This window comes from Streptomyces sp. YJ-C3, assembly GCF_053891275.1.
Window position 1 is genome coordinate 7759676 of the sequence record NZ_CM132685.1, and the last position, 25483, is coordinate 7785158.

The window sequence follows — 25483 nt, forward strand, 5'->3', positions numbered from 1 at the left end:
CCCCTCCTCGCCAGGACTCTCCGGATCCCCCCAGATCCCCCTCCAAAAGTCCTGACGCACGCTAGACCCGCCGGGCCCCTGAAAGGTTGCACGCTCCGCAGCGATTTCTTTCATGGATTTTCAGCGTGCCGACATACCGGGGCGGCCTTAGCGTTTGGGGCATGAGCGAACAATCGGGTGAACAGTCGCTGGAGAAGGACGTCCTCGACGAGCTCGGCGACGACCGGCTGCAGGAGCTCGCGGGTCTGCTGGGCACGGACGCCTCCGGCGCGCAGAGCGTCGTCGGCAGCACCGTGTCGGCGTTGTCGGGCGGCCTGCGCGAGCGGGCGGAGGAGGGTCCCGACGGGGCCCAGGAGGTCCGGCAGGCGATCGCCGAGGCCGAGCAGCCCCCGCTCCAGGGCGTCGCCACGCTGGGCGGGCTCGGCGGTATGGCGTCGGGCGGGCTGCTGGCCGGTCTGCTGTCGAAGATGAGCCGGCCGGTGGCGAACGCCGTCTCGAAGAAGACGGGGCTGCCCGCGGCGAACGTGGCCCGGGGCATCGAGCTGCTGATCCCGGTCGTTCTCGCCGTGATGAGCAAGCGGGCCGCTCGGAAGAAGTAGCGTCCGGCCCCTCCGGCGTGCGGGCCTCGGGGCTCCGCCCCGGACCCCGCTCCTCGAACGCCGGAGGGGCTGGATTCACGCGTGCCGCGTGAACCGTTCCGCCGTCTCCGCGAGGACCTCGCGGCCGTCGCGCGCCCACAGCCCGTCGTTGAACAGCTCGACCTCGATCGGCCCGGAGTAACCGGCGTCCTCGACGTACCGGCGCCACTGCCGCATGTCGATCGAGCCGTCCCCGATCTGGCCCCGCCCGTTGAGGACCCCCTCCGGCAGCGGGGTCGTCCAGTCGGCGAGCTGGAACGTCGCGATACGGCCCTGCGCCCCGGCCCGCGCGATCTGTGCGGGCGCCTGGTCGTCCCACCAGACGTGGTACGTGTCCACGCAGACGCCGACCTGCTGCGCGGGGAAGCGTTCGGCCAGGTCCAGGGCCTGTCCGAGCGTGGAGACGACGCAGCGGTCGGCCGCGTACATCGGATGCAGCGGCTCGATGGCGAGCCGCACGCCGTGCTCGGCGGCGTACGGGCCGAGCTCGGCGAGCGCGTCGGCGATCCGTTCCCGGGCGCCGTGCAGGTCGTACGAGCCCGCCGGGAGTCCGCCGGAGACGAGGACCAGGACGTCCGTGCCGAGGGTGACGGCCTCGTCGACGGCCCGCTTGTTGTCGTCGATCGCCGCCTTGCGGCCGGCTGCGTCGATCGCGGTGAGGAAGCCGCCGCGGCAGTGCGTGGAGACGGCGAGCCCGGCGTCGCGCAGGAGCCCGGCGGCGGCCTCGACGCCGTACGCCTGGACCGGCTCGCGCCAGGTCCCGACGTGCTGGACGCCCAACTCCAGGCAGGTCTTGACGAGTTCGGGCAGGTCGAGCTGCTTGACCGTCATCTGGTTGATGGAGAAGCGGGGGTCGGCGGTCATCCGGTCACTCCGTACAGGGCGAGCAGGTTCTTCATGCGGGACTCGGCGAGCGCCGGGTCCGGGAACAGGCCTAGTCCGTCGGCGAGTTCGTAGGCGCGGGCGAAGTGCGGCAGCGAGCGGGCGGACTGCAGGCCGCCGACCATCGCGAAGTGGTCCTGGTGGCCCGCGAGCCACGCGAGGAGGACGACGCCCGTCTTGTAGAAGCGGGTGGGCGTCTGGAAGAGGTGCCGGGACAACTCGACCGTGGGGTCGAGGAGTTCGCGGAAGCCTTTCGCGTCGCCCGTGTCCAGGACGCGCACCGCCTGCGCGGCGAGCGGTCCCAGCGGGTCGAAGATGCCGAGCAGGGCGTGGCTGAAGCCGCGGTCGTCGCCGGCGATCAGCTCGGGGTAGTTGAAGTCGTCGCCGGTGTAGCAGCGCACGCCCTGCGGGAGGCGGCGGCGCAGCTCGACCTCGCGGCGGGCGTCGAGCAGCGACACCTTGATGCCGTCGACCTTGTCCGGGTGGGCGGCGATGACCTCCAGGAACGTCTCGGTCGCGGCGTCCAGGTCGGCGGAGCCCCAGTAGCCCTCCAGGGCCGGGTCGAACATGGGGCCGAGCCAGTGCAGGACGACCGGCTCGGACGCCTGGCGCAGCAGGTGCCCGTACACGTCGAGGTAGTCCTCGGGGCCCTCGGCGACGGCGGCCAGGGCCCGGGACGCCATGAGGATCGCCTGCGCGCCCGTCCCCTCCACGAGCGCGAGCTGTTCCTCGTAGGCGGCCCGGACCTCGGCCGGGTCCTTGGCGGGCCCGGTGAGCTGGTCGGTCCCGACCCCGCACGCGATGCGCCCGCCGACGGCCTTCGCCTCGGCCGCGGAGCGCCGGACGAGTTCGGCGGCGCCCGCCCAGTCCAGGCCCATGCCGCGCTGCGCGGTGTCCATCGCCTCGGCGACGCCGAGCCCGTGCGACCACAGGTGGCGGCGGAAGGCGAGGGTGGCGTCCCAGTCGACGGCGGCCGGGGAGTCGGGGGTGGTGTCGGCGAACGGGTCGGCGACGACGTGCGCCGCCGAGAAGACGACGCGGGAGGCGAGCGGGGCGCCCGTGTCGACGGCGAGCGGCGTGGCGCGCGGCTCGTAGGCCCGCAACCGGCCGCTGCTGTCGGGCAGTCGGATCGTCACAGCGTGATCTCCGGTACGTCGATGCGGCGGCCCTCGGCGGACGACTTCAGGCCGAGCTCGGCGAGCTGGACGCCGCGGGCGCCGGCCAGCAGGTCCCAGTGGTAGGGCGCGTCGGCGTACACGTGCTTGAGGAAGAGCTCCCACTGCGCCTTGAAGCCGTTGTCGAAGTCGGCGTTGTCGGGCACCTCCTGCCACTGGTCGCGGAAGGAGTAGGTGGCCGGGATGTCCGGGTTCCAGACCGGCTTCGGGGTGGAACTGCGGTGCTGGACGCGGCAGTTGCGCAGGCCCGCGACGGCGGAGCCCTCGGTGCCGTCGACCTGGAACTCGACCAGTTCGTCGCGGTTGACGCGCACGGCCCAGGAGGAGTTGATCTGGGCGACGGCGCCGCCGTCCAGCTCGAAGATGCCGTACGCGGCGTCGTCGGCGGTGGCGTCGTAGGGCTTGCCGTTCTCGTCCCAGCGCTGCGGGATGTGCGTGGTGATCAGCGCCTGCACGGACGCGACCCGGCCGAACAGCTCGTGCAGCACGTACTCCCAGTGCGGGAACATGTCGACGACGATGCCGCCGCCGTCCTCCGAACGATAGTTCCAGCTCGGCCGCTGGGCCTCCTGCCAGTCGCCCTCGAAGACCCAGTAGCCGAACTCGCCGCGCACGGACAGGATCTGCCCGAAGAAGCCGCCGTCGATCAGCCGCTTCAGCTTGAGCAGGCCCGGCAGGAAGATCTTGTCCTGGACGACGCCGGACTTGATGCCCGCGTCCCTGGCGAGGCGGGCCAGCTCCAGGGCGCCGTCGAGGCCGGTGGCGGTCGGCTTCTCGGTGTAGATGTGCTTGCCGGCGGCGATCGCCTTCTTGATGGCGTCCTCGCGGGCGGAGGTCACCTGCGCGTCGAAGTAGATGTCGATCGAGTCGTCGGCGAGGACGGCGTCGAGGTCGGTGGATATGTTCTCCTCCCCCAGGCCGTGCCGCTCGGCGAGCGCCCGCAGGGCGTGCTCGCGGCGGCCGACGAGGACCGGCTCGGGCCACAGCACCGTGCCGTCGCCGAGGTCGAGTCCGCCCTGGTCACGCAGGGCGAGGAGGGAACGGACGAGGTGCTGGCGGTAGCCCATGCGCCCCGTCACACCGTTCATGGCGATGCGCACCGTCTTGCGTGTCACGTGAATCCCTTCGTCCTTCTTCGTCCGGCCGTACGCGGCAGAGGCCGTCGGCGTACGCGCGATGGCGCTCGCCGGATGGTTCGTAGCAAGCGCTTTCTATCTGGAAAGAAGCTAGCCTCTGCACAGCCGCTCGGACAAGAGCGGGTACGAGACCGGGGACCTTCGGCCCCCGGGGACTTTCGAGCAGTGGGCCGAAGGCCGTTGACGGAGGATGACTCGATGACCGTGACCCTGGCGGACGTGGCAGCCCGTGCGCAGGTGTCCCCCGCCACCGTCTCCCGCGTGCTGAACGGGAACTATCCGGTCGCCGCGGCCACCCGCGAGCGGGTGCTCAGGGCCGTGGACGAACTGGACTACGTGCTCAACGGCCCGGCCAGCGCCCTCGCGGCGGCCACGTCCGACCTGGTCGGGGTCCTCGTCAACGACATCGCGGACCCGTTCTTCGGGATCATGGCGTCCGCGGTGCAGTCCGAGATCGTCGGGCCCGGCGGCCGGGCGGGCGGCGAGCGTCTCGCGGTCGTCTGCAACACGGGCGGCTCACCGGAACGCGAACTGACGTACCTGACCCTGCTACAGCGCCAGCGCGCGGCGGCGGTCGTCCTCACCGGCGGAGCGATCGAGGACGAGGACCATGTCGCCGCGGTGGCGGGCAAGTTGAGGAGGCTGTCGGAGGCCGGCACCCGGGTCGTGCTGTGCGGGCGGCCGCCGGTGCCGGAGACGGACGCGGCGGCGATCACCTTCGACAACCGGGGCGGCGCACGGGAGCTGACCGCCCATCTGCTCACGCTCGGACACCGGCGGATCGGCTACGTCGCCGGGCCGGAGGAGCGCACGACGACACGTCACCGCCTGGAGGGGCACCGTGAGGCGCTGGCCGACGCGGGCGTGACGGAGTCGGACGGGCTGGTGGCGCACGGCCTGTACGACCGGGCGGCCGGCCACGCGGCGACGGTCGAACTACTGCGCAGGGACCCGGAGTTGACCGCGGTGGTCGCGGCGAACGACACGGTGGCGCTCGGCGCGTGCGCGGCTCTGCGGGAGGCGGGCCTGCGCATCCCCGAGGACGTCTCGGTGGCGGGCTTCGACGACCTCCCGTTCAGCGTGGACGCGGTCCCCGCGCTGACGACGGTCCGCCTCCCTCTTGCGGAGGCTGCGGCCCGGGCGGGCCGTATCGCGATGGGCCGGGAGGCGGCGCCGCAGGGCGGGATCGACGCGGTGCGCGGCGAGTTGATGGTGCGCGGGTCGACGGGCGCGCCGCGAGGGGCGTGACCGCGGGACGTGCCCTTCCGGCGCCCGCGCCGGGCGGGGAGCAACAGGACTGAGGGCCCCGCCCCTCGGTGAGAAGAGGCGGGGCCGGGTGCCTACACGTGCGGGCGGCGGCCCTGCTCCTGGTGCGGGAACCGCTGGTCCGCGCCGGGCAGGGTCGGCTTCGGGAGGGTCGCCACGTCCTCCTTCGCCTGCTCCAGCTGCTCCGCCGTGTCGCGGGGCAGGCGGGGCGGCCGGTGGGTGGCGTGGGAGAAGCGGAAGGCCGAGGTGAGGTCGCCGAAGGTGTCGCGGCGCCAGTCGGTGATGTTGGGCTCCTCGACGCCCGTGAACTTCTCCAGGAACTGCAGCGCCGAGGTGTGGTCGAAGGACTCGGAGGCCACCCAGCCGCCGACCGTCCACGGGGAGACGATGATCGCCGGGACGCGGAAGCCGCCGCCGATGGGCAGGCCCTTGACGAACTCGCCCGCCGTGCCCGCCGCAGGCGTGGGCGGGGCCACGTGGTCGAACAGGCCGTCGTTCTCGTCGTAGTTGAGGATGAAGGCGGTCTTCGCCCAGACCTTGGGGTTGCTGGCTATCGCCTCGATCTTCTGGGCCACGAAGTCGGCACCCGCGGCGGGCAGGTAGTCGGGGTGTTCCGACTGATAGCTGGTCGGCATGATCCAACTGACCGCCGGGAGACGGTCGTTGCGGGCGTCGTCCTCGAAGGTGCCCTCGGGCTGCGGGCGGACACCGCGCTCGTAGAGGTCGGAGCCGGGCCGGGCGTTCTTGAACGACGCGAAGTTCTCCAGCATGTTGCAGCCGTAGTCGTCGTCCTGCTGGTAGACCTTCCAGCTGACTCCGGCGGCCTGGAGGCGCTCGGCGTACGTCGTCCAGCGGTAGGGCGAGGGCGCCGTGTTGTTGAGGATCGGGCCGCCCTGGGTGCCGGACGGGTCGATCGTGCCGGTCATCCAGTAGAGGCGGTTGGGCCAGGTCGGGCCGAAGACGGAACAGAAGTAGTTGTCGCAGATGGTGAAGGTCTCGGCGAGGGCGAACTGGAAGGGGATGTCCTTGCGGGTGTAATAGCCCATCACGTAGGGGCCGTTGACACCGTCGGCCTTGCGGTGGGCCGGCAGCCACTGGTCCATCTTCCCGTTGTTCCAGGCCTCGTGCTGGACCGACCAGGCGTGGCTGGTGGACGGGATCGCCTGGGCGCTGGTGGAGTGCGTGTCCAGGTGGAAGGGGAGCAGGTACCCCTTCGGGTTCTCGGCGTCGGGCTGGTAGAAGACCGAGCGGCCGTTGTCCAGCTTCAGCGCGTGGGGGTCGTTGAAGCCGCGGACGCCCTTGAGCGTGCCGAAGTAGTGGTCGAAGGAGCGGTTCTCCTGCATCAGCATCACGACGTGCTCGATGTCGCGGAGCGAGCCCTTGCGGGGCGGGCCCGCGGCGACGGCCTTCTGGACGCTGGGCGGGAGGAGGGAGAGCGCCGCGGCGCCGCCGACGGCGCCTGCCGCGGAACCGAGGAGTCTGCGTCGGGTCAGTTCGGCCATGGAAGTCCCCTGTGAGTGGCTGGACGGGCGGTTCGGTCATGCCAACGGCCCGTGTGCGACGGGCCGTTGTGCCACTCTGCGACCCGCCCGGGGAGGGGCGGAGGGGGTGAAGGGTGAACTCGTGGCCAACGCGCGGGAAGGGGTTGGCCAACCCATGGGCTGCCCTTGAACCGCTATACCTGCCATATGCACGGACTTGACCCGGGGGCGTCCCGGCGGCTCTCCGGTGTCCGGTCCGTGGACGGGCCCGCCCGCCGGGCGTAGCCTGGCGCCACCCCCAGACCTCTGACTGAGTCAACTGTCCATGTCTGCCGGCCGGTCCGACCGGCCCCATGAGGTGAGCCATGACCGTGCAGGACATCCGGTCCTTCAACCGCTTCTACACGAACCTGGTCGGCGCGCTGGACCACAGCCGCCATCTGTACGCCCCGTACACCCTCACCGAGGCGCGCGTGCTGTACGAACTGGCGCACAGCGAGCGGCTCGACGCGGCCGACCTGCGGGCGCAGCTCAATCTGGACGCCGGGTACCTGAGCCGGATCCTCGGCAGATTCGAGCGGGACGGGCTCGTCGAGCGCGCCTCGTCCGAGCGGGACTCGAGGCGCCGCCGCATCACCCTCACCGCGCGGGGCCGTACCGCCGCGGAGCTGCTCGACGAGCGTTCGCGGGAGGCGGTCGGCGCGCTCCTCGCCACGGTTCCCGCGGCCGAGCGCGCCCGGCTGACGGAGGCGCTGCGCACCGTGCGCGCGATCCTCGGCGACGGCCGCGCCGCCCCGCACCCGGAGAACGTGCTGCTGCGCGCCCCCGGCGCCGGCGACCTGGGCTGGATCGTGGCACGCAACGGGGCGGTGTACGCGGCCGAGTTCGGCTGGAACGCCGACTACGAGGGCCTGGTGGCCCGGATCGTCGCCGATTTCGCGCAGGACCACGACCCGCATCTGGAGCGGGTGTGGATCGCCGAGCTCGACGGCCGTCCGGTGGGGTGCGTGATGTGCGTACGCGACGAGGCGCCCGGCACCGCGCGGCTGCGGCTGCTCCTGGTGGAGCCGGAGGCGCGCGGCCTCGGTGTCGGCGACCGGCTGGTGCGGTCCGTCATCGCCTTCGCGCGCGGCGTCGGTTACCGCGAGCTGGTGCTGTGGACGAACGACGTGCTGAAGTCGGCCCGTTCGCTCTACCAGCGCCACGGGTTCGTCCTCGCGGGCGAGACTGCGCACCGTTCCTTCGGCGCGGACCTGATCGGCCAGGACTGGCGGCTTCCGCTGCATCGGGCCCCCGAGTGACGGACGGGAGCGCGGGTAGGGTCCGCCCCATGAAACTGGCGTTCTCCACTCTCGGTGTCCCCGGCCTCCCGCTCTCCGACGTCCTCCGCCTGGCCACGGCGCACGGCTATCACGGGGTGGAGCTGCGCGCCCATCCCGAGGAGCCGGTCCATCCGGGCCTCGATCCGGCCGCGCGGGCGGACGCCGCCGCCGAGTTCAAGGCCGCGGGCGTCGAGGTCCTGGGGGTGGCCGGGTACGCGCGCGTGGCGGCGCCCGGCGACGACGCCCCGGTGCTCGACGAGATCCGCGCCCTGGTGGACCTGGCCCGCGACCTGGGCGCCCCGTACGTCCGGGTCTTCCCGGGCGGGGGTGACGAGCAGAGCGCCGAGGAGGCCGACGCCACCGCGGCCCGCCGGCTCGGGGTGGCCGCCGAGTACGCCGCGGACCGGGCGGTGCGCGTCCTGCTGGAGACGCACGACTCGCACCGCACCGGGGCGGACGCGTCCCGCGTGGTCGGCCCGGTCGGTCACCGCAATGTGGGTGTGCTGTGGGACGTCATGCACACCTGGCTCGGCGGCGAGCAGCCCTCGGCCTCCTACGCGGCGCTCTCCCCCTACCTCGGCTATGTGCAGGTCAAGGACATCGCCGGCCCGCACGACAAGACGCCCCTGCCCCTCGGCGCCGGGGTGCTCCCGCTGGCCGAGTGCGTGGAGGTGCTCAGCCGCGCGGGCTGGGACGGCTGGCTGTGCTGGGAGTACGAGGCCCGCTGGTACGAGGCCGCGGCCCCGCTGCCGGATCTGCTCCGCGAGGGACGGGAGCACATGGCTCGGCTGCTCAACGAGTCGGCGTAGGAGCGGAGTTCAGGACCTCGGCTGCCTGGTGCTCGGCGTTGCCGACCGCGGGCCGTCGTGGCTCCTCGCGCCGTTCCCGGCGCCTCTTCGGGGCGCCTGCCCGTGAGGTCAGCGCCACCCCGGCCACCAGCAGCGCCGCCGCGCACCAGCCGAGCGGACTGACGGACTCGTTCAGGAAGAGGGCCGCGGAGGACATGCCGAAGACCGGGACGAGGAGCGAGTACGGGGCGACCGTCGAGGCGTCGTAGCGGCGCAGCAGGCGGCTCCAGGCGCTGAAGCCGAAGAGTGTGGTGACGAGGGCTACGTAGACGATGGCGCCCGCGCCCGGCAGGTCGAGGGAGGCCAGCGCGTCGGCGTCACGGTCCGGGCCCTCGAAGAGCAGGGAGAGGGCGAGGAGCGGCAGGACCGGGACCGCGCTCGACCAGACCATGAAGTTGAAGGGGGCGTCGGGCGCGGCCTTGCGGGTCAGGACGTTCGAGACGCCCCAGAACGCGGCCGCCACCAGGACCAGCGCGAAGGCGCCCAGCGGGCCCGAGCCGCCCTCGTCCGCGGCCGCGACGGCGATGCCGGCGAGCGCCACCGCCATGCCCAGCAACCGGATCCTGCCGGGCCGCTCGCCGAGGAACGCGAACGCGATCAGCGCCGTGAACACGGACTGCACCTGGAGCACGAGCGAGGACAGCCCCGCGGGCATCCCGGTGTTCATGCCGATGAAGAGCAGCCCGAACTTGCCGACGCCCAGGGCGAGTCCGACCCCGATGATCCAGCGCCACGGCACACACGGCCGGCCGACGAGGAACACCGCGGGCAGCGCGGCGAGCAGGAAGCGCAGGGCACAGAAGAGCAGCGGCGGGAAGTGGTCGAGGCCGATGTCGATGACGACGAAGTTCACACCCCACAGGGCGGCGACGAGGACGGCGAGGCCGGTGTGCGCAGGTCTCATGCGTCGAGCATCACTCCGTACGACCGTGTAGCACCAGCGATGATCACTGCATGATGGGATGAAGCACTGCTACATGAACCGTGGAGGGACACATGCTGGATCTTCAGCGGCTGCGCGCGCTGCACGCCGTGTCCGTCCACGGCACCGTGGGCGCCGCGGCGGCCGCCCTCGGCTACACGCCGTCCGCCGTCTCGCAGCAGATAGCGAAGCTGGAGCGGGAGACCAGGACGGTGCTCCTCGAACGGGCCGGGCGGGGTGTCAAGCTCACCGAGGAGGCCCGGCAACTGGCCGAGACCGCGCGCGAGTTGATGGCGATCGTGGAGCGGGCGGAGACCGGGCTGGAGGAGCGGCGCGGGGTGCCTTCCGGGCAGTTGACGATCGCCGCGTTCGCCTCCGCGGCGCGGGGTCTGCTGCCCGCGACGCTCGCCGGCCTCGCCGCCCGGCATCCCGCGCTCGACACCCGCCTCAGCGAGGTCGACCCGCATCTGTCGGTGGACCTCGTCGCCAAGGGCGCCGTCGACCTGGCCGTCGCGCACGACTGGGACATCGCGCCGCTGCCCGCCCCTGCCGGGGTGGAGCAGGCCGTGCTCGGCGACGATCTCTGCGATCTGCTCGTCCCGGCCGGGCATGCGCTGGCCGGGCGGACGGCGGTGCGGAGGGAGGAGCTCGGCGGTGAGCGCTGGGTGTCGCAGCCGCCGGGGCGGGTGTGCCACGACTGGCTCGTCCGCACGATGCGCTCCGCTGGGTTCGAGCCGCGGATCGTTCATCAGGCCGAGGAGAATCCGACCCTGACGGCCCTGGTCGCGGCCGGGTTGGGGGTCGCGCTGATTCCTCGTCTGGGGCGGGGGCCGTTGCCCGAGGGGGTCGTCGCGGTGGGGCTCGATCCGATGCCGCGGCGGCGGCTCTACGCGTTGTGGCGGGCCGGGTCAGGGGGGCGTCCGGCGATCACGGAAACGGTCAGCGCGTTGCGCGCCCAGGGTCGCGTCTGCCTGGTCACGCCGTAGCCCCGACCGCGGCCCGGCGGCACCTGGTCGCGGCCCGCGCCCGCCTGGAACCTGCGGCGGCCTGGCGCCGAGCGTCTGCCGTGTTGCGCTCCCAGGCGACCACCGCCGAGTGGGGCTTCTCGCGCAGTTCCCCGCGCCCCTGGAGGCCTGCGGCTCCGCCGCGCCTCAAGGGGCGGGATTTCATACTCCGCCGCACCTCCACGGGGAGATGCGCACTTCGTGCAGCATCTCCGACCCAAGATGGCGCACACCCACGCAGCACCCCCGGCCCGAGATGGCGCACGAAGTGCGCATCTCAGGGGCGCGGGGAACTGCGCGACCAGCCACGACGAAACCCGCACCCGCTATCCGGCACACAGCACCCCGCACCCGGCACCCGGCACTCCGCACCCAACCCCCCGCACAACCCACACACCACCCCACCCCTTCTCCGCCACCCGCGCACCAATTTCGCAGAACCTTCAAGGAGGCGGGAACCCGAGCGCCGCCCCGCCCGTCCAAAGGGCACGCTGCCGGTGAGTCTCCGCAGTGCGGTGTCGGCCTCGCTGCTGGCTGCGAACGCTGACCACCCTCTCCGCCGCCTGTGGCCGGCAGCACGCCGTCACCGGCGCGCCCCCCTCCAACTGCGCCGGTGACGGCCCCTTTCCACGCCAACTCCCTTGACTGGCAGAAACTTTCCCGATATCCGTGTCGCGCGTAAGTTTTTTTCACCGTGGCCCCACCCAGCTCGTGCCCCGCCCCTCCCTCCGGAAGGAGCGCAAGTGCACCACCGCCAGACCAGCAAGGGTTTCCCCAGACGCACGCTGCTCGCCGCCGCCACCGCAGGTGTCGCCGCCGCGGGCCTGGCCGCCGCACCCGCCCAGGCCCGGGCGAAGAACCGCGACAAGGACCTGAAGAAGATCATCTCCGGGATGTCCCTGGAGGAGAAGGTCGGCCAGCTCTTCGTGATGCGGGTGTACGGCCACTCGGCCACCGCCCCCGACCAGGCCGACATCGACGCCAACCTCAAGGAGATCGGCGTCCGCACCGCGGCCGAGATGATCGCCAAGTACAAGCTCGGCGGCATCATCTACTTCGCCTGGGCGCACAACGTCCGCGAACCGCACCAGATAGCCGACCTCAGCAACGGCATCCAGACGGCCGGCCAGCAACAGCCGTCCCGAATACCGTTGTTGGTCGCCACCGACCAGGAGCACGGCATCGTCGCCCGGGTCGGCAAGCCCGCCACCCTGTTCCCCGGCGCGATGGCCCTCGGCGCGGGCGGCTCGCGCTCCGACGCGCGCGAGGCGGGCCGCATCGCCGGCGCCGAGCTGCGCGCGCTCGGCATCAACCAGGACTACGCCCCCGACGCCGACGTCAACATCAACCCGGCCAACCCCGTCATCGGCGTCCGTTCCTTCGGCGCCGACCCGGCGGCGGTCGCCCGGCTCGCCGCCGCCCAGGTCCAGGGCTACGAGTCGGCCCGCATCGCCTCGACGGCCAAGCACTTCCCGGGCCACGGCGACACGGCGACCGACAGCCACAGCGGACTCCCGGTCATCACGCACACCCGCGAGCAGTGGGAGCAGCTGGACGCGCCGTCGTTCAAGGCCGTGATAGCCGCGGGCATCGACTCGATCATGACGGCGCACATCGTGGTCCCGGCCCTCGACCCGGCCGAGGACCCGGCGACCCTCTCGCACCCGATCCTCACCGGCATCCTGCGCGAGCAGCTCGGCTACGACGGCGTCGTGATCACCGACTCGCTGGGCATGGAGGGCGTCCGCACGAAGTACGGCGACGACCGCGTGCCGGTGCTCGCACTGAAGGCGGGCGTCGACCAGCTGCTCAATCCGCCGTCCCTGGAAGTCTCCTGGAACGCCGTCCTCGACGCGGTGAAGAGCGGCGAGCTGACCGAGGAGCGCCTGGACGTCTCCATCCTGCGCATCCTGCGCATGAAGGCCGGCCTGGGGCTGTTCGAGGAGCCGTACGTCACCCAGCGCGGCGTCGACCGCACGGTGGGGACCCGCGCGCACCTGGCGGCGGCCGACCGGATCGCCGAGCGCACGACCACGCTCCTGGTCAACAAGGACCGGCTGCTGCCGCTGTCCCGGCGCCGGCACAAGAACATCCTCGTGCTCGGCGCCAATCCGGCCTCGCCCTCCCTCAGCGACGGCCCGCCGACCACGGTGCTCGGCGCGGCCCTGACCGAACTGGGCTTCACCCCCACGGTGCTGGCGACCGGCACCGCGCCGAGCCAGGCGGTCGTCGCCCAGGCGGTGGCGGCGGCCCAGGGCAAGGACGCGGTGCTCATCGGCACCTACAACGTCACCGCGGGCAGCGCCCAGCAGGCCCTGGTGAACGCCGTCGCCGCGACCGGCGTACCGGTCGTCACGCTGTCCCTGCGCAACCCGTACGACGTGGCCCAACTGCCCTCCACCGGGGCCCACTTGGCGGCGTACTCCTGGATCGACGTCGAACTGCGGGCGGCGGTGAGGGTCCTCGCGGGCCGGGCCGAGCCGCGCGGCAAGCTGCCGGTTCCGGTGCAGCGGGCGGACGATCCGGCTCAGGTCCTCTACCCGATCGGTTACGGCCTGCGGTACTGAAGCGGCCGTACAGGGCGTACGCCGCACTACCGGCGCACCACCCCCAACTGACGCAAAGCCCCCTCCACGTCTGGCGTGCGCCCGCCCCGGCGGGTCACGCTGGGGCGGGTACATCGGGGGGATTGCCATGCGCGTGCGGACGGTTGGGGTGGTGTGCGCTGCGCTGTTGTCGGCGCTCGCACTGGGCGGTTGTCAGGCTTCGTCGGGGTCGGGGGAGGAGTCGGCGACGCCGTCGGCGGCGAACCCGCTGCGCTCCCCGTCCGGCTACGGGGCGGTCTTCCTCGCGGTGGGCGAGTGCAGCTCCCGGGGGCGGACGTCGTTCAACGAGGTGTCGTGCGGCAGCGAGAGCGCCGTGGCACGGGTCGTCGAACGGTACGAGGGCGGGACGGCGCAGGGGCCCGCGTGCCCGGCCCGCACCGACTTCGTGCTGCACATCAGCGAGAGCCGGCCGGCGTCCGACGAGAACGGCGACGGGTCGATCGCCCGCGGCTACGCCTGTATGCGCAACCTGGAGGAGCCGCACCCCGGCGACCCGGGCGGCGGTGGCGGTCCCCGCACGATCGTCGGCGACTGCGTGTACTCCGCGGGCAAGGGGCAGGTCAGGGAGACCCCGTGCGACGGCTCGGGCGAGCGCGCGCCGCAGTACCGCGTCCGCTCCGCGGTGCCGGGCCGCGACGCGTGCCCGTCGGCCACGGCCCTGTACGTGTCGCTCGGCGGGACGGAGCCGGTGGGATGCGCCGTGAAGGTGTGAGCGGGACTCCCGGACGGAGTGCTCCCGGACGGAGAGCTCCCTTGCATGAAGAAGGGGGCCGCGGCGTGCGGCCCCCTCTCCGTCGTGCGGGCGTGCTCACGGGCGGAGCGTGAACTCCCGGGCGGTGTCCGGCCGGTCCAGCTTCGCGTCGTGCGGCGCCTTGGCCGTCGTACCGGACAGACCGGCCCACGCGAGGATCCGCGAGGTGGCCAGGGCCTTGTCGTCGGCGTTCAGACCCGCGACGTTCGCACCGTGGTTGGCGTGCGGCGCCGTCAGGACGTAGCTGTCCCGGGCCCCGGCGCCGAGCCGGAAGCGCTCCGCGCCCCACGGGTCGTTGTCTCCGTAGACGTACAGCATCCGCGTGGCGTTGTGGCGCACCCACGAGTCGACGTCGCGCATCGCCCACGGTTGGAACTTCATGGGGATGGAGCGCGGCACGAAGTTGCGCGGCGGCTGGTAGCCGTAGCGGGAGAGCTTGCCGAGCCAGGGCTGCTTGATGTCGGGCGAACCGAGCTGCACGCCCGCCTGGTAGTAGTACGGCGTGTACTGCTCCAGGCCCTGGTCGGCGTAGGAGGCCCAGCCGCCGACGGCGTCGACGTAGTCGAAGAGGTCCTGGTCGGAGACCGTGGCGGCGTCCGGGACGTCCGCGCAGGCCGACTCCGGCTGGTACTGCCAGAAGCCCCACACCAGGTCGAGCACGGTCGCCTCGTAGGCCTTGTCCAGCGAACCGACCGTGTTGACGGTGTAGTCGTTGGCGGCGAGGTACTCCTTGTACTTCTTCTCCAGCGCGTCACGGCGCACCAGCGTCTCGCGCTGCACCTTCTGCAGGGCGACGCGGCAGTCCCTTGGGCCGACGTTCGCGAGGAATTTGTCGTACGCCGAGTCCTCGTCGTTGACGACGTCGTTCGGGGCGACGTACGCGACGACGCCGTCCATGTCGCGCGGGTAGAAGCGCTCGTAGTACGTGGCGGTCATGCCGCCCTTCGAGCCGCCGGTGGTCAGCCAGTTCTGGCCGTAGACCGGCTTGAGGGCCTGGTAGATGCGGTGCTGGTCGCTGGCCGCCTGCCAGATGTCGAGCTTCGACCAGTCGGCGGGCTGCGGCCTGGACGGCGTGAAGAAGCGGTACTCCACGGAGACCTGGTTGCCGTCGACGATGCGGGTGGGCTCGCTGCGCGACGGGTTCGTCGAGACGTTGTAGCCGCTGGTGAACATGACCGTCGGGCGGCTGACGTCCTTGTGCAGCACGGTGATGCGCTGCTGGAAGGTGCCCTTGGACGGGTGCCGGTGGTCGACCGGCTGGGTGTAGTTGAGGACGAAGTAGCGGTAGCCGTCGTACGGCTTCTCCTCGACGAGGCTCATGCCCGGTATCGCGAGGAGCCGGTCCTTGATGTCGGTCGTGGCGGCCACGGCGTCGGCCGGCTGCGCGGCGGCCGCCGTGGATATCCCGGCCGTGCCCACGGTTCCTATGACCACCGCGAGTGACAACAGCCATCTGAGCGTCTTGCGCATGCACCCTCCCCTGGAGTTACACGGACGCTCCGGAAACTATCGGAGCAACTCGTGCACCACCAGGGGTACTTGGTGTCCGCTCAGCATGACATTCGGTACTGCTTCAGCACAGAATCCACCCTGAACTGACCGATTTCGACCCCACTCGCCCCTTCACCCGGACACAGCGGTGACCGGCGTGCACGGTGACCGGGCCCGCGTGGTGGGTGAAGCGGCCCTCCTCGACGACGGCCCGGTTGCCGCGGGCCTGGACGCTGACCGACATGGTCTGGCGGACCCCGGCGCGCTTGGCGACGGTGACGGCGCAGACGTAGCCGCGGCTCCTGTAGAGGACGGTCGAGCCCGTGCTGAACGACAGGGTGCGGGCCTTGTGTCCGGCGCAGAGCGCGGCGGCCCGCGCGCCGCCGGCACCCGGCCCCGCCACGACCAGCAGCGTGGAGGAGACCAGCGCGGTCAGCACGAACGTGAGCAGTCGGCGCGGCCCTCGTACGCCCCGCGCGCGCCCTATATCGCCTTCCTCACCTCTTCGCACCGCAGCCCCTCCCGTCACATCGGCACCAGAGTACTGATGAACGGACGCGACACGCGGGCCGTACGGTTGCACGAGGACCCGGTCCGGTCCCCGGCGCCGCCCGGTTCGGGACAACCCTGGGCGCGGCGCCGCACCGGTCACGTCGCCGTGGTGACGGCCTCCCCCACGAAGGTGCGCCACAGTTCGGCGTACTTCCCGCCCCGCCGGACCAGCTCCTCGTGCGTCCCGTCCTCCGCGACCCGGCCGTGGTCCATCACCACGACCCGGTCCGCGCGGGCCGCCGTCGTCAGGCGGTGCGCGACGACCAGGGTGGTGCGCTTGCCGGCGATGCGGTCGGTGGCGTGGTTGACCTGGGCCTCCGTGGCGAGGTCGAGGGCGGCCGTGGCCTCGTCGAGCAGCAGGATGTCCGGGTCGACGAGCTCGGCGCGGGCCAGCGCGATCAGCTGGCGCTGGCCGGCCGAGAGGTTGCGGCCGCGCTCGGCGACCTCGTGCAGATAGCCGCCCTCCAGCGTGGCGATCATGTCGTGCGCGCCGACCGCCCGCGCCGCCGCCTCGACCTGGGCGTCGCTCGCGTCGGGCCGCCCGTAGGCGATGGCGTCGCGGATCGTGCCCGGGAAGAGGTAGGCCTCCTGCGGGACGACGCCGAGCCGGTGCCGGTACGACGTCAGGTCCAGGTCGCGCAGATCGGTGCCGTCGACGGTGACCCGGCCGCCGGTCGGGTCGTAGAACCGGGCGACCAGCTTGACCAGGGTCGACTTGCCCGCGCCGGTCTCGCCGACGAAGGCGACGGTCTGCCCGGCGGGGATCCGCAGGGCCACGTCGCTCAGCGCCGCCTCGTCGGTGCCGTACGCGAAGTCGACGTCCTCGAAGGCGATCTCGCCGCGCAGCGAGAGCACGTCGAGCGGCTCGTGCGCGGCCTTCGTCGAGGTCGGCTCGCGCAGCAGTTCCTGGATCCGGCCGAGCGAGACGGTCGCCTGCTGGTAGCCGTCGAAGACCTGCGAGAGCTGCTGCACGGGAGCGAAGAACAGGTCGATGTAGAGGAGGTAGGCGACGAGCGCGCCGGTCGTCAGGGTGCCCGCGTCGACCCGGTGCGCGCCCACCATCAGCACGGCCGCGGCCGCCACCGACGCCAGGAGCTGTACGAACGGGAAGTACACGGAGATCAGCCACTGTCCGCGGATACGGGCCTGGCGGTAGCTCTCGCTGCCGGCCGCGAACCGCTCCCCGCCGTCCCGCTCGCGCCGGAACGCCTGCACGATGCGCAGTCCGGCGACGGACTCCTGCAGGTCGGCGTTGACGACGGAGACGCGCTCGCGGGCCAGCTCGTACGCCTTCACGCTGGAGCGCCGGAAGAAGAACGTGCCGATGATCAGCGGCGGCAGCGTCGCGAACACGACGAGCGCGAGCTGTACGTCGATGACGAGCAGGGTGACCATGATGCCGAAGAACGTGACGACGGAGACGAACGCGGTGACGAGCCCGGTCTGCAGGAACGTCGACAGGGCGTCCACGTCCGTCGTCATCCGGGTCATGATCCGCCCGGTCAGCTCGCGCTCGTAGTAGTCGAGGCCGAGCCGCTGGAGCTGGGAGAAGATCTTCAGCCGCAGCGAGTAGAGGACCCGCTCGCCGGTGCGTCCCGTCATCCGGGTCTCGCCGATCTGCGCGGCCCACTGGACGAGCACGGCGACCAGCGCGAGCGCGGACGCAGCCCAGACCGCGCCGAGCGCCAGCTGGGTGACGCCCTCGTCGATGCCGTGCCGGATCAGGATCGGCAGCAGCAGGCCGACGCCCGCGTCGACGGCGACCAGCGCGAGGCTGATCAGCAGCGGCGCCCCGAACCCGCGCAGCAGCCTGCGCAGCCCGTAGGAGTCCTCGGGCGTGACGGCCCGCGCCTCGTCGATGCCGGGGGTGTCGGTGGCGGGCGGCAGCGCGTCGACCTGCGCGAGCAGCTCGGGGGTCGCGGGCATCCCGGACAGCGCGGTGTCCTTGGGTTCGCGGTCGCCGGTCCACAGCCTGGGGGTGACGCCCCGCTCGGCGTCGAACTCGGCGTCCAGCTCCTCGCGTACGGAGGTGTCCTCCGGCTGCTCGGCGCTGGGCGCGGCATGTCCGGGCGAGACTCCGCCCAGCTCGTCGGGGTCGGTCAGCAGCCGCCGGTAGAGCGGTGAGCCGGCCTCCAGCTCCTCGTGCGTGCCGATGGCGGCGAGGCGGCCGCCGTCGAGGACGGCGATGCGGTCGGCGAGGCCCAGGGTGGAGCGGCGGTGGGCGATGAGGAGGGTGGTGCGGCCCGCCATGACGCCGCGCAGCGCCTCGTGGATCTCGTGCTCGACACGGGCGTCGACCGCGGACGTGGCGTCGTCGAGGACGAGCAGGCGCGGGTCGGTGAGGATGGCGCGGGCCAGCGCGAGGCGCTGGCGCTGGCCGCCGGAGAGGGTCAGCCCGTGCTCGCCGACCTTGGTGTCGTAGCCCTCGGGCAGCTCGGCGATGAACCGGTCGGCCTGCGCGGCGCGCACGGCCGCCTCGATCTGCTCGTCGGTGGCGTCCGGCGCGCCGTACGCGATGTTGGCGCGCACGGTGTCGGAGAACAGGAAGGAGTCCTCGGGGACCAGCCCGATCGCGGCCCGCAGCGAGGACAGGGTCAGCTCGCGCACGTCGCGGCCGCCGATGAGGACGGCGCCGTGCGAGACGTCGTAGAAGCGCGGCAGCAGCAGCGAGACGGTGGACTTGCCGGAGCCGGAGGAGCCGACGACGGCGAGGGTCTCGCCGGCCCGGATCTCGAAGGACAGCCCGTCGAGGACGGCCCGGTCGGCGCCGGCGTACTCGAAGGACACGTCGTCGAACTCGACGGTCGCGGGGGCGTCGGCGGGCAGTTCCTTCGTGCCGTCCTCGATGGAGGGCTCGGTGTCGATGAGTTCGAGGACGCGCTCGACGCCGGCCCGGGCCTGCTGCCCGACGGTGAGCACCACGGCGAGCATCCGCACGGGCCCGACGAGCTGGGCGAGGTACGAGGAGAACGCGACGAACGTGCCGAGCGTGATCTGCCCTCGCACGGCCAGCCAGCCGCCGAGGGCGAGCATGGCGACCTGCCCGAGGGCGGGCACGGCCTGCAGGGCGGGCGTGAACTTCGAGTTGAGCCGGATGGTGCGCAGGCGTCCGGCGAACAGCCGCCGCCCGACCTCCCGCAGCTTCCCGGTCTCCTGCTCCTCCTGCCCGAAGCCCTTCACGACGCGGACGCCGCTGACGGCGCCGTCGACGACCCCGGCGACGGCGGCGGCCTGCGCCTGCGCGTACCAGGTGGCGGGGTGCAGCTTGGAGCGGCTGCGCTTGGCGATGAACCAGAGGGCGGGCGCGACGGCGAGTGCCACGAGGGTGAGCGGCAGCGACAGCCACGCCATGATCACCAGGGACATGAGGAAGAGCAGGATGTTCCCGATGGTCATCGGGAGCATGAAGAGCAGCCCCTGGATGAGCTGGAGGTCGCTGGTGGCGCGGCCGACGACCTGCCCGGTGGACAGCTCGTCCTGGCGCCGCCCGTCGAGCCGGGTGATCGTCCCGTACATCTCGGTGCGCAGGTCGTGCTGGACGTCGAGGGCGAGGCGTCCGCCGTAGTAGCGGCGGATGTAGGTGAGGACGTAGACGACGACGGCCGCGCCGATGAGGATGCCCGCCCAGGTCCCCATGGACCGGGTGTGGTCCCCGATGACGTCATCGATGATGATCTTGGTGATCAGCGGTACGAGCGCCATGACGGCCATGCCGCCCAGCGAGGCACCCAGCGCGAGCAGCACGTCCTTGGGGAAACGCCATGCGTATCCCGCGAGCCGTCGCGCCCAGCCCCGTTTCTCCGCCACGCCTCTGCCTCTCGCCGTACCCGCTCGTCCTGACCTGCCGAAGGGCCAACGCGGGCCGCTCCGGATTTCATCCCGCCGCAACAATCGGAGGCGCCGGCCGCGATCCACAGGTGACACCCAGCTTCGTCACAGCGCCCGCTCACCCGGCCCCGGCACGGTGCACTGGTGACCTCTGCGACCGAACCGCTCCCCCACGCCCCAGCCCCTCCGCCGCCCGCGGCCGCGCCCACGGCGCACCGCGCGCCGCGCTGGTCGCTGCCCGCGCTGCTCGCGATCCTGGCGCTCGCCGCGGTGCTGTACTCCTGGAACCTCTCCGCCTCCAGCCTCAACAGCTTCTACAGCGCGGCCGTGCTCAGCGGCACCGAGAGCTGGAAGGCCTGGTTCTTCGGCTCGCTGGACGCGGGCAACTTCCTGACCGTCGACAAGCCGCCGTTCGTCCTGATGGTGATGGGCCTGTCCTGCCGGGTGTTCGGCTTCGGGACGTGGCAGATGATGCTGCCGCTGGTCCTGGCCGCGCTCGGCACGATCTGGATCCTGCACTCCTCGGTGAAGCGGGTGTGGGGCCACGGCGCGGCGGCGGTCGCCGCGCTCGTCCTCGCGCTCACCCCGATCACGGTCGCCATCAACCGCGACAACAACCCGGACGCCCTGCTCGTCCTGCTGATGGTGGCGGGCGCGGCGCTCGCGCTGCGGGCCGTCCACAACGGCCGCCTGCTGCCGCTGATCGGCTCGGCGGTCTGCTTCGGCCTCGCCTTCAACACGAAGATGCTCCAGGGCTACATCGCGCTGCCCGCGGTCTTCGCCGTGTACCTGTACGCGGCCCGGGGCGGCCTGTGGCATCGCGTACGGAACCTGGCTGTCGCGGCCGTCGCGCTCGCGGTGTCCAGCTTCTGGTGGGCGGCGGCCGTGTCGTTCGTGCCCGCGTCCGAGCGCCCGTACATCGGCGGCTCCACGGACGGCACCGCCTGGGACCTGATCATGGGCTACAACGGTCTGGACCGGGTGTTCGGCGGCGACGGCAACATGGGCGCAGGCGGCGGGGGCGGCGGCTTCGCCGGGGCCGCGGGCATCGGCCGCATGTTCAACGAGGTGCTGGGCGGCCAGATCTCCTGGCTGCTCCCCTTCGCGGGCATCGCGCTCGTCGGCGGCCTGGTGCTGCGCGGGCGCGCCCCGCGCACGGACCTCACGCGGGCGGCGCTGATCCTGTGGGGCGGCTGGACGGTCCTGCACTACCTGACCTTCAGCATGGCCGAGGGCACCATGCACCCGTACTACACGACCGCGCTCGCCCCCGGCATCGCGGCCCTGTGCGGGGGCGGCGGCCTGATGCTGCTGCGCGCCTTCCGCGCGGACAAGCGGTGGGCGTGGGTGCTGCCCGTCGCGCTCGGCGTCACGGGGATCTGGGCGATCGTGCTGCTGCGCCGCGCGTCCGGCTGGAACAGCTGGCTGTGGCCGGTGGTCGCGCTCGTCATGGCGCTGGCCGTCGCGGGGCTGCTGGTCTTCCGTACGGCGTCGGGGCACCGGCTGCGTCTGCTCGCGGCCTCCCTGGCGGCGGCCGTGGTGGCCTCGGTCGCGGGCCCGGCGGCGTTCGCCTGGTCGGTGCCGTCGGCCTCCGGCGGCGCGGGCGGCATGGGCGGCACGAATCCGACGGCGGGCCCGTCGACGGGCGGCGGCTTCGGCGGCGGTCCCGGCGGGGGCGGCGGCCGGGGCGGATTCCCCGGTGGCAGCGAGAGGCCCGGCGGCGGTCAGCAGCAGGGGCAGGGCGGTCAGCAGCAGGGCGGTGGCGAGATGCCCGGCGGGGGTGAGATGCCGAACGGCGGCTTCCCCGGTGGCGGGGAGATGCCCGGCAGCGGCTCCCCGCAGGGCGGTGGCGAGATGCCGAACGGCGGTGAGATGCCCGGTGGTGAGTCCGGGGGCTTCCCCGGCGGATCGCAGCAGAACGGCGAGTCCTCGCAGGGGGGCAACGGCGAACAGGGCGGCGGCACCCGGGGCGGCTTCCCCGGCGGCGGCATGGGCGGCGGTATGGGCGGCGGCGCCTCCACCGAGCTGATCACGTACCTGAAGAAGCACCGTGACGGCGCCACGTGGCTGCTGGCGGTGTCGAGTTCGCAGAGCGCGGCCTCACTCATCGTCTCCTCGAAGCAGCCCGTCATCTCCATGTGGGGCTGGTCCGGCAGCGACAAGGCGATGACCGTCGCCAGGCTCAAGGAGCTGGTGAAGAAGGGCGAGCTGCACTACGTCCAGCTCGGCGGCGGCATGGGCGGCGGCCCCGGCGGCGGCAACGACCTCAGCTCGGCGGTCACCGCGTGGGTGCAGAAGCACGGCACGAAGGTGAAGGCGAGCGAGTACAGCACGTCGACGTCCGACAAGGACGGTGCCAGTGACGGCGACAGCGACTCGACCGGCTCGGAGAACTCCCAGTCGCTGTACCGACTGGACGCGTCCGACGTGACCTGACCCCGCAACCACCGGACACGACGCGGCCCCTGACGTTCCGTCAGGGGCCACGGTCGTCACAGGATCGACGCCTCGCGTTCACCCAATCCCTACGTGTTCATGTCACGCTCCGGACTACCCATTCAACCCGCGTAGAACGGACGGACACCCCACATGCCCGGAACGCACATACGCACCTTCGCCCTCGGCGCCGCCACCGTCCTGGCCGCCGTCACCCTGCCGACGGCCACCGCCACCGCCGGCCCGGCCGCCGCCCACCCCACCGCGGCGGTCTCCGCGTACGACGACACGTACTACCAGGACGCGCTGGGCAAGACCGGCACGGCCCTCAAGTCCTCGCTGCACACGATCATCAGCGACCAGACCAAGGTCTCGTACGACGGCGTCTGGAACGCGCTCAAGGCCACCGACCAGGACCCGGCCAACAGCAACAACGTGATCCTTTTGTACAGCGGCGTCTCCCGCGCCAAGTCGCTCAACGGCGGCGCGAGCGGCGACTGGAACCGCGAGCACGTGTGGGCCAAGTCCCACGGCGACTTCGGCACCGCGACCGGCCCCGGGACGGATCTGCACCACCTGCGGCCCGAGGACGTGACGGTCAACTCGGTGCGCGGCAACCTGGACTTCGACGAGGGCGGCAGCGCCGTCACGAACGGCGGCGGCAGCAAGGTCGACTCCGACTCCTTCGAGCCGCGCGACGCGGTCAAGGGCGACGTGGCCCGCATGATCCTCTACATGGCGGTGCGCTATGAGGGCGACGACTCCTTCGCCGACCTGGAGCCCAACGAGTCGGTGGACAACGGCAGTTCACCGAACATCGGCAAGCTCTCGGTGCTGAAGAAGTGGAACGACGAGGACCCGCCGGACGCCTTCGAGGAGAACCGCAACGAGGTCATCTACACGACCTACCAGCACAACCGCAATCCGTTCATCGACCACCCGGAGTGGGTCGAGTCGATCTGGTAGAGCCGCGCCTCACCGCTCTCCGCGCCGCTCGTCCAGGTAGTGCCCGAGGCGCTCGATCACGGTGTCCAGGGCGCCCAGGTCCCGGCTCTTGTCGGTGATCACGGTGTGCCCCTGGTACTCCACCCGGTACGCGAAGAGATCGCGGCCGGTCGCGGAGACGGTGCGGGCGGGGAGCCTGTCGAAGTCCACCTGGTCCAGCAGGGAGTCGAGGTCGTCCCGCTCCTTCTCGGAGAGCGCGCGGGCGGCGCGGGCGGTCCCCCGGTCCGTCGTGCGCACCGCACCGTCCGGGGCGACCTCGATGCCCTGGTCCACGCCGGCGAATCCGCCGCTGACGGTCAGGCTCACCGCGCCGTGCCCGGTGGCGTCCGCGAGGCCGCCGCATCCCGCGCCGGACAGGACCGCCACCGCCACGACGGCCGAGCGCCACGCACCTCTGTTCACCGGAGCCTCCAGCCGGGCCGGTCGGCCGCACCCGCGGCGACCGGGGAACAGTACCGCCGTCAGCCCGTGTGCGTCGGCGCGAACATCCGCAGCCGCGCCGGGAGTACGACGACCCGCGGCCCGGGCGCCTTCAGTGCCGCGGCGAGGTCCTCGCGCAGCGCCTCCGGTGACGTGCGCACCGCGGGCACGCCGAACGACTCGGCGAGGGCCACGAAGTCCGGCCGGGTCAGTTCGGTGCCCTCGGTCGCTCCGAAGGTGTCGGTCATGTACTCGCGCAGGATGCCGTAGCCGCCGTCGTCGACGATCAGCCAGGTCACGTTCAGCGACTCCTGCGCGGCCGTGGCGAGTTCGGCGATCGAGTACAGGGCGCCGCCGTCGCCGGAGACCGCGAGGACCGGCGTCGTCGGGTCGGCGACCGCGGCGCCGAGCGCGGCCGGGAAGCCGTAGCCGAGGCCGCCCGCGCCCTGCGCCGAGTGCAGCGGTCCCGGCCAGGCCGCCCAGGCCCAGTAGGACAGGATCGTCATGTCCCAGAAGGACGGGGCCCGGAGCGGGAGTGCGGCGCGCACGTCGGCCAGCACCTGCTGTTCCAGGGCGAGTTCCTGGCCGTCGATCCGGTCCCGTACGGCGGCGAGCACCTCGGCGACGCGGGCCGGGGCCTTGTCGTCCGTGCGCTCCCCGACCGTCTCCAGGAGTGCCTGGAGCGCCAGGCGGGCGTCGGCGTGGATGCCGAGGGCCGGGTGGTTGGACTCCAGCTTGCCCGCGTCCGCCTCGACCTGGACGATCCGGCCGCGCGGCGCGAACGTGTGGTAGTTCGAGGAGAGTTCGCCGAGCCCCGAGCCGACGACGAGCAGCACGTCGGCGTCCTCCAGGAACGCGGTGACGTGCCGGTCCTCCACCCACGACCGGAGGGAGAGCGGGTGCTCCCACGGGAAGGCGCCCTTGCCGCCGTACGTGCACACCACCGGCGCGTTCAGCTTCTCCGCGAGGGCGCGCAGCTTGCCGGACGCGTCGGCGCGGATCACGCCGCCCCCCGCGACGATCACCGGGCGCTCGGCCTTTTCCAGCAGGTCGGCGGCGACCGCGGTGAGTTCGGGCGGCGGGGCGAGCTCGTGCGGGATCGCGTCCGCCGCGCTCACCACCGGCAGGGCCGCCGGGGCGAGCAGCACGTCCTGCGGAATCTCGACGTAGACCGGGCCGTGGGGCACGCTCAGCGCCGACTCCCAGGCCGCCGCGATCGCCGACGGGATCTGCGACTGCGTACGGACCGCGTGGACGGACTTCACCACGCCCCGGAACACGGCCTGCTGGTCGGTCAGCTCGTGGAGGTAGCCGTGGCGGCCGCCGCCGAGCCCCGCCACCGGGACCTGGCTGGCCACGACGAGCACCGGCGCCGAGGCCGCGGCGGCCTCCTGGAGCGCGGGCAGGGTCAGCAGGGCGCCGGGCCCGGTCGACACGAACAGCGGGGCGGCCTCGCCGCTCACCCGGCCGTACGCGTCCGCCGCGAAGCCCGCGTTCTGCTCGGTGCGCAGGCCGACGTAGCGCAGCAGATCGCTGCGGCGCAGCGCGTCGAAGAGGCCGAGGGCGTGCTGGCCGGGCAGGCCGAAGACGGTGGACGCGCCGAGACCCGCGAGCGCCTCCACGACCAGGTCGCCGCCGGTGCGCCCGGCCGGCGGGTTCAGGGCCGCCTCGGTCTGGCGCGGCGTGGGCCGCAGGACGAGGTCGTGGTCGTGGGTCATCG

At 72.4% G+C, this 25483-nt stretch carries 19 protein-coding genes; 9 read left to right on the plus strand and 10 right to left on the minus strand.

The features are described from left to right. Positions 1–161 precede the first annotated feature (161 nt). On the plus strand, positions 162–599 hold the full coding sequence (locus ACVHNB_RS35000) for a DUF937 domain-containing protein (RefSeq protein WP_428954557.1): 438 nt from the start codon (positions 162–164) through the stop codon (positions 597–599). 75 nt (positions 600–674) lie between these two features. On the opposite strand, the gene ACVHNB_RS35005 is transcribed toward ACVHNB_RS35000, so the two are convergent. The 3 genes from ACVHNB_RS35005 to ACVHNB_RS35015 are packed head-to-tail and all read right to left on the minus strand — an operon-like array spanning position 675 to position 3810. Then, complete coding sequence (locus tag ACVHNB_RS35005) at positions 675–1502, minus strand: sugar phosphate isomerase/epimerase family protein (protein ID WP_456226724.1); 828 nt, start codon at positions 1500–1502, stop codon at positions 675–677. Continuing rightward, on the minus strand, positions 1499–2656 hold the full coding sequence (locus ACVHNB_RS35010; protein WP_428954555.1) for a dihydrodipicolinate synthase family protein: 1158 nt from the start codon (positions 2654–2656) through the stop codon (positions 1499–1501). Before ACVHNB_RS35010 ends, ACVHNB_RS35005 begins: the two co-directional genes overlap by 4 nt. Further along, positions 2653–3810 (minus strand): Gfo/Idh/MocA family protein, encoded by a 1158-nt coding sequence (locus ACVHNB_RS35015; protein WP_428954554.1) that lies wholly within the window; start codon positions 3808–3810, stop codon positions 2653–2655. The genes ACVHNB_RS35010 and ACVHNB_RS35015 overlap by 4 nt, the downstream gene beginning before the upstream one ends. A 219-nt stretch (positions 3811–4029) precedes the next feature. Between ACVHNB_RS35015 and ACVHNB_RS35020 the strand changes: the two genes are divergently transcribed. Further along, complete coding sequence (locus ACVHNB_RS35020; RefSeq protein ID WP_456226725.1) at positions 4030–5079, plus strand: LacI family DNA-binding transcriptional regulator; 1050 nt, start codon at positions 4030–4032, stop codon at positions 5077–5079. 92 nt (positions 5080–5171) lie between these two features. Here the strand turns inward: ACVHNB_RS35020 and ACVHNB_RS35025 are convergent, their stop codons facing one another. After that, a complete protein-coding gene (locus tag ACVHNB_RS35025) occupies positions 5172–6599 on the minus strand; it encodes an alkaline phosphatase family protein (protein WP_456226726.1) in 1428 nt (475 codons plus the stop codon). Between the two features lie 344 nt (positions 6600–6943). On the opposite strand from ACVHNB_RS35025, the gene ACVHNB_RS35030 reads away from it, so the two are divergent. Together ACVHNB_RS35030 and ACVHNB_RS35035 are read left to right on the plus strand one after the other, a co-directional pair. Continuing rightward, complete coding sequence (locus ACVHNB_RS35030; protein WP_428954551.1) at positions 6944–7879, plus strand: bifunctional helix-turn-helix transcriptional regulator/GNAT family N-acetyltransferase; 936 nt, start codon at positions 6944–6946, stop codon at positions 7877–7879. Between the two features lie 29 nt (positions 7880–7908). Beyond that, positions 7909–8709, plus strand: coding sequence for a sugar phosphate isomerase/epimerase family protein (locus tag ACVHNB_RS35035; protein ID WP_428954550.1), 801 nt, complete (start codon positions 7909–7911; stop codon positions 8707–8709). Here ACVHNB_RS35035 and ACVHNB_RS35040 read toward each other — a convergent pair. Then, on the minus strand, positions 8693–9652 hold the full coding sequence (locus tag ACVHNB_RS35040) for an EamA family transporter (RefSeq protein WP_456226727.1): 960 nt from the start codon (positions 9650–9652) through the stop codon (positions 8693–8695). The two genes, ACVHNB_RS35035 and ACVHNB_RS35040, sit on opposite strands and share 17 nt — an antisense overlap. A gap of 92 nt (positions 9653–9744) precedes the next feature. Between ACVHNB_RS35040 and ACVHNB_RS35045 the strand changes: the two genes are divergently transcribed. From ACVHNB_RS35045 to ACVHNB_RS35055, 3 genes are all read left to right on the plus strand, one after another. Continuing rightward, entirely contained in the window at positions 9745–10656 is a 912-nt protein-coding gene (locus tag ACVHNB_RS35045) for a LysR family transcriptional regulator (RefSeq protein ID WP_456226728.1), read from the plus strand. Positions 10657–11417: 761 nt separating this feature from the next. Further along, a complete protein-coding gene (locus ACVHNB_RS35050; protein ID WP_456226729.1) occupies positions 11418–13241 on the plus strand; it encodes a glycoside hydrolase family 3 protein in 1824 nt (607 codons plus the stop codon). A 127-nt stretch (positions 13242–13368) separates the two neighbouring features. Beyond that, positions 13369–13992 carry a hypothetical protein gene (locus ACVHNB_RS35055; RefSeq protein ID WP_428954547.1) on the plus strand — a complete coding sequence of 208 codons (624 nt, stop codon included), beginning with the start codon at positions 13369–13371 and terminating at the stop codon, positions 13990–13992. Positions 13993–14088: 96 nt separating this feature from the next. On the opposite strand, the gene ACVHNB_RS35060 is transcribed toward ACVHNB_RS35055, so the two are convergent. The 3 genes from ACVHNB_RS35060 to ACVHNB_RS35070 all read right to left on the minus strand — a co-directional run bounded on the left by ACVHNB_RS35060 (position 14089) and on the right by ACVHNB_RS35070 (position 19881). Beyond that, on the minus strand, positions 14089–15501 hold the full coding sequence (locus ACVHNB_RS35060; protein ID WP_428954546.1) for a S28 family serine protease: 1413 nt from the start codon (positions 15499–15501) through the stop codon (positions 14089–14091). Positions 15502–15604: 103 nt separating this feature from the next. Next, positions 15605–16033 (minus strand): hypothetical protein, encoded by a 429-nt coding sequence (locus ACVHNB_RS35065; protein ID WP_428954545.1) that lies wholly within the window; start codon positions 16031–16033, stop codon positions 15605–15607. A 137-nt stretch (positions 16034–16170) separates the two neighbouring features. After that, complete coding sequence (locus ACVHNB_RS35070) at positions 16171–19881, minus strand: ABC transporter ATP-binding protein (RefSeq protein WP_428954544.1); 3711 nt, start codon at positions 19879–19881, stop codon at positions 16171–16173. Between the two features lie 165 nt (positions 19882–20046). Here ACVHNB_RS35070 and ACVHNB_RS35075 point away from each other — a divergent pair, with 165 nt between their 5' ends. Both ACVHNB_RS35075 and ACVHNB_RS35080 read left to right on the plus strand, forming a co-directional pair. Further along, on the plus strand, positions 20047–22338 hold the full coding sequence (locus tag ACVHNB_RS35075; RefSeq protein WP_456226730.1) for an ArnT family glycosyltransferase: 2292 nt from the start codon (positions 20047–20049) through the stop codon (positions 22336–22338). A 153-nt stretch (positions 22339–22491) separates the two neighbouring features. After that, positions 22492–23304, plus strand: a complete 813-nt coding sequence (locus ACVHNB_RS35080) for an endonuclease I family protein (RefSeq protein WP_456226731.1) — start codon at positions 22492–22494, stop codon at positions 23302–23304. Between the two features lie 9 nt (positions 23305–23313). Here ACVHNB_RS35080 and ACVHNB_RS35085 read toward each other — a convergent pair whose 3' ends face one another. After that, positions 23314–23745 (minus strand): hypothetical protein, encoded by a 432-nt coding sequence (locus ACVHNB_RS35085; protein ID WP_428954541.1) that lies wholly within the window; start codon positions 23743–23745, stop codon positions 23314–23316. A 59-nt stretch (positions 23746–23804) separates the two neighbouring features. Then, a complete protein-coding gene (locus ACVHNB_RS35090) occupies positions 23805–25481 on the minus strand; it encodes a thiamine pyrophosphate-binding protein (protein WP_428954540.1) in 1677 nt (558 codons plus the stop codon). Positions 25482–25483: the final 2 nt, after the last annotated feature.